At 60.1% G+C, this 7,197-nt stretch carries 7 protein-coding genes and 3 pseudogenes; 7 read left to right on the forward strand and 3 right to left on the reverse strand.

Going from position 1 to position 7,197, the window contains the following annotated elements:
- Together ACW8PS_RS02410 and ACW8PS_RS02415 are read right to left on the reverse strand one after the other, a co-directional pair.
- A partial coding sequence (locus ACW8PS_RS02410; RefSeq protein WP_491525665.1) for a DUF4214 domain-containing protein occupies positions 1-2,065 on the reverse strand: 2,065 nt, incomplete at its 3' end.
- A gap of 41 nt (positions 2,066-2,106) precedes the next feature.
- Positions 2,107-2,502 carry a hypothetical protein gene (locus ACW8PS_RS02415; RefSeq protein WP_491525666.1) on the reverse strand — a complete coding sequence of 132 codons (396 nt, stop codon included), beginning with the start codon at positions 2,500-2,502 and terminating at the stop codon, positions 2,107-2,109.
- A gap of 272 nt (positions 2,503-2,774) precedes the next feature.
- Here ACW8PS_RS02415 and ACW8PS_RS02420 point away from each other — a divergent pair, with 272 nt between their 5' ends.
- From ACW8PS_RS02420 to ACW8PS_RS02450, 7 genes and pseudogenes are all read left to right on the forward strand, one after another.
- Positions 2,775-4,658 carry a polysaccharide biosynthesis protein gene (locus tag ACW8PS_RS02420; RefSeq protein WP_491525667.1) on the forward strand — a complete coding sequence of 628 codons (1,884 nt, stop codon included), beginning with the start codon at positions 2,775-2,777 and terminating at the stop codon, positions 4,656-4,658.
- Positions 4,659-4,786: 128 nt separating this feature from the next.
- A complete protein-coding gene (locus ACW8PS_RS02425) occupies positions 4,787-5,263 on the forward strand; it encodes a YjbH domain-containing protein (protein ID WP_491525668.1) in 477 nt (158 codons plus the stop codon).
- A 101-nt stretch (positions 5,264-5,364) separates the two neighbouring features.
- Positions 5,365-5,823, forward strand: a pseudogene (locus tag ACW8PS_RS02430) (YjbF family lipoprotein); the annotation flags it as partial.
- A 62-nt stretch (positions 5,824-5,885) separates the two neighbouring features.
- Complete coding sequence (locus ACW8PS_RS02435) at positions 5,886-5,954, forward strand: hypothetical protein (protein WP_491525671.1); 69 nt, start codon at positions 5,886-5,888, stop codon at positions 5,952-5,954.
- A 109-nt stretch (positions 5,955-6,063) separates the two neighbouring features.
- Positions 6,064-6,309: a hypothetical protein gene (locus ACW8PS_RS02440; protein ID WP_491525669.1), complete on the forward strand. Its 246-nt coding sequence runs from the start codon at positions 6,064-6,066 to the stop codon at positions 6,307-6,309.
- A gap of 34 nt (positions 6,310-6,343) precedes the next feature.
- Complete coding sequence (locus tag ACW8PS_RS02445; protein WP_491525670.1) at positions 6,344-6,664, forward strand: transposase; 321 nt, start codon at positions 6,344-6,346, stop codon at positions 6,662-6,664.
- A gap of 19 nt (positions 6,665-6,683) precedes the next feature.
- Positions 6,684-6,890: pseudogene (locus tag ACW8PS_RS02450) on the forward strand (transposase domain-containing protein); the annotation flags it as partial.
- 31 nt (positions 6,891-6,921) lie between these two features.
- Here ACW8PS_RS02450 and ACW8PS_RS02455 read toward each other — a convergent pair.
- Positions 6,922-7,197 (reverse strand): annotated as a pseudogene (locus ACW8PS_RS02455) (hypothetical protein); the annotation flags it as partial.

Below are 7,197 nucleotides of genomic sequence, written 5' to 3' on the forward strand. Positions count from 1 at the left end.
CCGCGTTGGTGGTGCTGCCATAGGTGGACTGGAACTCGGTCGAGTTGACGAAGCCCGAGATCACCGAGAGGTAATCGGTGCCCGCCGCAAGCGCCTCGGTCCAGTTGTCGAAGCCGCTTGGATCGGGAGCGCGGTCCAGCGTCGCCTGATAGAGCCGATAGACATCGTCGGACCAGCCGGCCTGATAGCCGGCGCGGCTGAAATTCAGGGCCTCTGCCTCGGTATTGGTGCGGAATTCCCGACTTTCGGAGAACCCCGTGACCACCTCGGCGCGGGTCAGGGCCCCGCTGTCGAGCTGCCCGACCCAACCCGCCAGCCCGCCCGCATCCGGGGCGCGATTCAGCACGTTGTTATACAGCAGGGTGACGAATTCGGTGTTGGTGGTGGCACCATAGGTGGACTGAAATTCGGATGAATTGACGAAGCCATTGGCGACCTGTTGCAGGGTCATGGCATTGCTCAGCAGCTGTGCGGTCCAATCGCTATGCCCGGCCAGATCCGGCGCGCGGTCCAGCGTCGCCTGATAAAGCCGGTAAACCTGCGCTGCGACCGGATCAAAGCTTCTGTCGACGGCCTCGCCATGCAGGAAATCATTGCCGCCGCCGCCATCCAACGTATCAGCACCATCACCGCCAAATAAACTGTCAGCGCCAATTCCTCCATTCAGCGTGTCTGATCCACCATTGCCGGTCAGCGTATTTGCAGCATCATTGCCCAAAACAAAGTCATTACCCGATCCGGCTACATAATTCTCGATCACCGTGCCACGGGCGACGACGACATTGCCGATCAGACCGCGCACGTTCCAGATGCCTTCCGCATTCAGATCAACACTCTGGTCGGTGGTATCGGTGCTGAAATCGACGGTATCGGTGCCGCCCTGATCATACAGGGTCAGTGCGACGGAACCATCGCCATAGTAATTATTGGGGTCCTGGTCGGAAAGCAGCGCATCGAACAGCACGCCCAGATAGCCGCCGATGGTCTGGCCGACGCCATAGACCGTGTCGCCGGCGGTGTCGGAATTGCTGTCCGGCGCGCCGTAAAGGCTCTGAATCGCGATGATATCGGCGATCATGGCGGTGACCGGCAGCCCGTAGCTGGCATTTACGAAGGTATTCTCGGTCTGCGAGAAATAGGACATGAGCGAGGCCTGATAGCTGTCATTGGCAAAGGTCTCGTCCACACCATAGGTGGCGGCACCGTTGTAATTGCCCTGATGGCCGAGCCCGAGCGCATGGCCAATCTCGTGCAGGTAAGTAGAGAAGGAATAATCGTCGATCTGGGTGCCGTAGGAATTCAGCCAGGAGGCCGAGACATTGACGATGGCCGACTGGGTGGTGCCGCCGATGGACCAATAACTGGAATAGGCCCCGGGTTGGTCGTCGGTGAAGGTGATCTGGGCCGATCCGGAGGTTTCTGCGAACCGGATATCGGCCACCCGCTCCCAAGCCTCCATCGCCCATCGGGCAAGGCGTTGGCCATCCGCCGACAACGCGGTGATATTAACGGTGATGATATTGCTGATGGAGGTGTCGAACGTATGGCGCGATCCGCCATTGTCGGTCCAGTAGCCATCGGTGAGATAGGTGGCCAACTGGTCCAGAGATCCGGCGACGCTATTTGCCGCCGCCGTGTCCACCGTGATCTGATAATTGCCCTGGCCCGTATCGCCATAGGCCCGCGCGCTGATGTAATAGGTCTCGGTGCTGGACGGCGTATAGATGATCCGGGAATTGTAACCGCTGCCGCCATCGTCGTTGAAGGCCACCTGCGCGCCATTGGCATCGTAAAGCCGAAGATATGGATCAGAGAGAGCGCCCACGCCGCTGCCGAAGAGGTTGATCTCATAGCTGGAGCCCGCCTGTAGCGTCACCGCGACCCAGTCATCATCACCTACCGTCTGCAATACGCCGGAGAAACTGTCGCCGATCGCCATCATGTTCAGGGTCGTGGGGTCGGCCGGCGAGGATACGATCTCGACAATCGCGGCAGCCTGCATGCCAAGCGGGTCGAAACTGTGCTCTGTATCGAAGGAACGAAATGCGGTGCTGATGGGTGGCATGGCTGAAAGGGTCCTCATTCGGTCAGATATCGGGACGCTGCCTAGGGAAAATTTGTGGCCTGAGTGAGGCCTGCCGCGATAAAATCATATTGCACCGATCCAAGGCTGGTATCAAGAAACCCGAATTCGACCGACGGGCCGCGCATGCGGTCGTTCGCGCCCTGCCATTCCAGATAGGCGGTGACGTGATCGGGGCGCAGGTCCTCGACGATCAGAACGAGCTGCAATTCTGCGCCGCGTGCGATGATGTCAGGTCTGTTTTGCAAGGCCGCGCAGATCCCGTCGAGATGGATCTCGCTGCCTGGATCGATCCCGCCCGAAGGGGCGACGCAGGTGACTGGGTGAACCGGCTCAGATGCTCTTGCGCCGCCCTCCGTCAGCGATAGCAGGGCGATCAATACAAGATGGATCGGAAAGGGCGACCATGGCCAATGCATTTTGGGTTTTCTTTACAGTTCTTTAACCAGATTACGATCATTATCCAGTTCAGGGCCAGGAAGCGCCCACGCGATACGCAATTCTCGGCGAGATTTCGCACATGCAACGCGGTTCACTTATGTCGCAAAGGCGGAACACGATATCTTGACATGAGACTATTTTCAGAAAGACCCCGTTTTTCGAATATCGAGCATGAAAGCTGTCCGGGACAGTCCGGGCAGTGGGTCAATTTGTAGTGGATGTGATTTTGAGGGGTGGGCGTGAGAGCGGGATGCTGAAATTCGTAAAATCTCTGACCCGCCGCCAAAAGCGCAACATACTCCTGCTGGTCGATCTGCTGCTGGTGCCGCTGGCGATGATCTTTGCCTTTGGCATTCAGGTCGCCCCGCTGGCCCCGCTGGACACATTGCGCCTGGTTCTGCCGATCCTGCCCTATATGATCGTCATTGCTGCGGGCCTGGCAGTCGGGCTTGGCATTCCGCAGATCCAGCTCAATGCCTATGAAGGCCGGGCGGTGGCCAAGACCGGCATCTTTGCGGTCTATCTGACCGGCGCGATGGCGGCGCTTTCCTGGCTTTTTGGCCTGGCGTTGCCGCTAGGCATCTTCGTGGTTTTCGGGATCGGCTTTTTTCTGTTTTCCGCGATCAGCCGGGTCTTGATGTATCAGATCGTGACCGCCATCTACCGGCGCGAAATTCCGCGCCGTCGGGTGCTGATTTACGGGGCCGGAACCACCGGCACGCAGCTGGCCTCGGCGCTGCGCAGCCATGAGGGCATCGACCCGGTGGCCTTCGTCGATGACAACACGGCCCTGCAGGGCGTGCTGATCGCGGGTCTGCCGGTCTATACACCCGCCCGCATTGCCCGCATCGCCGAAGAAAGACATATCAGCCGGGTGCTGATTGCGATCCCCTCGCTCAGCCAGCCGAAACAGGCGCAGATTGCCCGGCGGTTGCAAAATATGGGGCTGGAGGTGCAAAGCCTGCCGTCTTTCGCGCAGCTCATTGGAGAAGAACCGCTTCTGGAAAAGCTGACGCCGGTGAAGCCCGCGCATTTTCTGGGCCGGGCGCAGGCGGTGACCTCGCTTGGCGATGATTGCGCCAGCTATGCCGGCCGGGTGGTGTTGATTTCGGGGGCAGGGGGCTCGATCGGGTCGGAACTGGCGCGTCAGGTATTGGCCTGCCGACCTGCGAAACTGCTGCTCTATGAACTCAATGAACTGGCGCTTTACAATATCGAGATGGAACTGCGCCCGCTGGCCGAGGACAGCAATGTCGCTCTGGTGCCGGTTCTGGGCTCGGTGACCGATCCGCGCCAGGTGCGTCAGGTGCTGTCCGAACATGGCACCCAGGTGGTGATCCATGCTGCCGCCTATAAACACGTGCCGCTGGTCGAGGCGAACCCGATCTCGGGGCTGGCCAATAACGTGCTCGGCACTCAGACATTGGCGCGCGAGGCCGAGAACGCAGGCGTTGAACGCTTCATCCTGGTGTCATCGGACAAGGCGGTGCGCCCGGCCTCGGTGATGGGGGCATCAAAGCGGTTTGCCGAACTGGTGATCCAGGATCTGGCGGCGCGCGCCGGGGGCACCGTTTTCACCATGGTGCGCTTCGGCAATGTGCTCGGCTCTTCGGGTTCGGTGGTGCCGCTTTTTCAGGAACAGATCAGCCGCGGTGGCCCGGTCACGGTGACCCACCCCGATATGATGCGCTATTTCATGACCGTGCGCGAGGCGGTGCATCTGGTGCTGCGCGCCGGGGCCATGGCACAGGGCGGTGAGGTCTTTGTGCTGGATATGGGCGAAGAGGTGGCGATCCTGCAACTGGCCCGCCAGGTCATCGAAAGCGCGGGCTACAGTGTCTGCGATGAGGCCAATCCAGATGGCGATATTGCGATCGAGATCACCGAGCTTCGCCCTGGTGAAAAGCTGCGCGAAGAGCTGACGCTGAGCGGCGAGCGTCTGACCACGGCACATCCCAAGATTTTCTGCGCCCGCGAGACCCATCTGTCGGAGATCGAGGTGGCCTCTGCCTTGCGCGGCCTGCGCGAAGCCATCGCCGCGGGCAGCCAGGAAGCGGCGCTGGCCGTGATCGACCGCTGGATCGAAGGCCGCGACGCCACCACCACGCCCCGCGATCTCGTCCAGCGCGGGTGAAGATGCTGGCGGCTGCCTGCTCTGTCACCTGAATGACGCTTTTTGCATTTTCACGGAGCCGTGGGCAGGGCCGCTTGATCCGCCCGAGACGGTCGTGGTCTAAAGGCCCGAAAATCAGGAGGCACCCGGTGACCAGCCGTCTGGCGCTTGGGGCCGAGGTCAATTACGTCATGCAGCGCGACTATGACATGGGGTTTGGCTTTCGCGATTACGATGTCGTCACCGGCTTTGTTTCGGCCTATTATGACATGGCGGGTGGCTACCAGCTGCAAGTCGATGCCGGGCGCTATCTGGCGGGCGATTGGGGGGCGACCATCGCTGTCGATCGCGTGTTTCCCAATGGCTGGAGCGTCGGTGCCTTCATGACGCTGACCGATGTTTCGGCGGCCGAGTTTGGCGAAGGTTCTTTCGACAAGGGCATCCGCTTTTCTATCCCGGTCTCGTGGTTCACCGGACGCCCAAGCCAAAGCAGTGTCGGCACCACGATCCGTCCGATCACGCGCGATGGCGGGGCAAGGGTCAATGTGCCCGACCGGCTCTATGATCGGGTGCGCGAAGGCCATCTGGGCAATATCGACGATCAATGGGCGCGGGTGTGGCGATGAAAAAGCAACTGGCCCTGCTGGCCTTTCTGGTGCTGGCCTCCTGCGCGGCGGTCGGAGATTTCGGCAGTGGCGAAACCGAAGACAACGCCGTGCTTTCGGCAATGCGCCAGATCAGCAGCGGGCTGTTCAGCCGGGGCCAGGGTGCCGCGCCGCCCCAGTTCACCGCGACCCGCGCGTCGCTCCGCGAGGCGGGTATCACCCGACCGGTGCTGGTCGCGCGTCTGGACGCGGTCGGCGTTTCGGTGGGACTGCTGGAGTTTCAGACCCCGCGGGGTGCGATCGTCTGGCGCAGCCTTGACGGCAATACGATCACCACCGCAGGCGGGTTTTTGCGCAACACCCGTGGCTTCGGCACCGACCTGCACAGCCTGGAAACCGCGCCGCTTCAACGCGCATTGTCGGTCGGCGGGCCTGCGGAATATTCCCGGCTCTTTCGCGGGCTTGATGGCCTGGACCAGATAGAAACGCACCGGCTCTATTGCCGATTACAGCCCGAAACCCGTCAAAGCGTTGATGTTCTGGGCCGCGCCTATGACACGCAGCGCTACGTGGAAACCTGCCGCGTGCAGGGCCGCGATGCGCCGGTTTCGAAAATACCTATTGGCAGGGCAGGGATGGCACGATCTGGAAACCACGACAGTGGGCAGGCCCGGATCTGGGCTATATCGACCTGGAGCGCGTGAATCCCTAGGTGTTTAGTGTCTTCAAGCGGCGCGCGTCACACTACACGACACAGGGCGGTTGAGGACGCTGAAAGGTGGTTTTCTGGAGGACTCTATCCCTGCAAAGGAACGCCCTCCATGACCCACAAAGCAATCACCGCCTTCACCTTGACGCTATCTGCGCATGTGCCTCTGGGCAAGACACGGCTCGAGACGTTGTGCCTTCTGATCGTGGCCATGATCAGCGCTCGGACAGTGAACCTCAGTCATATCGCCAGCGAACGTGCAGGGGAGGTTCTGGTTGCGTCAACCTATCGGCGGCTGCAGCGATTTTTTCAGCATGTCGCGCTTCCCGAAGACTTGTCGTCCAACTGCTCGGGGTGAGCGGGCCATGGCATCTTCGCCTTGATCGGACGCATTGGAAGATCGGCAAGCGGGACGTCAACTTGCTTGTATTGGCGATCGCGACGCGGCGGTTTTGCTGGCGGATAAAGCGTTTGACGCAAACTGGCTGCTGGAGGAGTTGGACGACCGGGGCGCAACCGCCGATATCCCGCCCGAATCGAACCGGATTGTTCAGCGAGAATACGATGAGGAGGCCTATTGCTGGCGGCATTTGGTTGAAAACTACTTCGCCAAGATCAAGGATTTTCGTGCCATCGCAACGCGTTACGATAAAATCGACAACAGCTACGCTGCCAACTGGAACCTTGTCGCGGCGCTCATCGCATCAAGATGAATGTCCACAGGCCCTAATCCTGAATCATAAAAACGCGCTATTTGCAGGCCACGATGAAGGCGGTAAGAATTGGGGCCGCATCGCCTCACTGATCGAGACTTGCAAGCTCAACGGCGTCGAACCCTTCGCCTATATCAAGGCAACACTCGAAGCTATCGCAGCTGGCCATCCCGCGGATCAAATCGACGCCCTCATGCCATGGGCATTCGATCAAGCGTCAAGCTGAATTTGGAAAGGTTTGTCCGCACCGCTTACGGTCAGACGAAGACGAACATATCGGTATCGAACTGACTGAGGGTGATGTTCTCGAACCGGATCGTGGTGCCATTGTCGTTGAGCAGGACATCGTTGCCATCCTGGGTGAGGGCCGCGATCAGGGCATTGGCACTGGTATAGCCTGAGTTTGCGATCTCGACGGTATCCCAGGCCTCCATATCGGCAATTGTTTGCGTGCCGCCATCGTTGGTGTCAAAGACGAAGAAATCAGCGCCGATGCCGCCAAAGAGGATATTATCTCCGGATCCGCCACTCAG

Source organism: Alterinioella sp. (assembly GCF_058343375.1).

What these genes read in the sequence shown, in the direction of transcription:
- ACW8PS_RS02415 (WP_491525666.1), bottom strand. Translation starts at nt 2,502, where the DNA reads ATGCATTGGCCATGGTCGCCCTTTCCGATCCATCTTGTATTGATCGCC.
- ACW8PS_RS02420 (WP_491525667.1), top strand. Translation starts at nt 2,775, where the DNA reads ATGCTGAAATTCGTAAAATCTCTGACCCGCCGCCAAAAGCGCAACATA.
- ACW8PS_RS02440 (WP_491525669.1), top strand. Translation starts at nt 6,064, where the DNA reads ATGACCCACAAAGCAATCACCGCCTTCACCTTGACGCTATCTGCGCAT.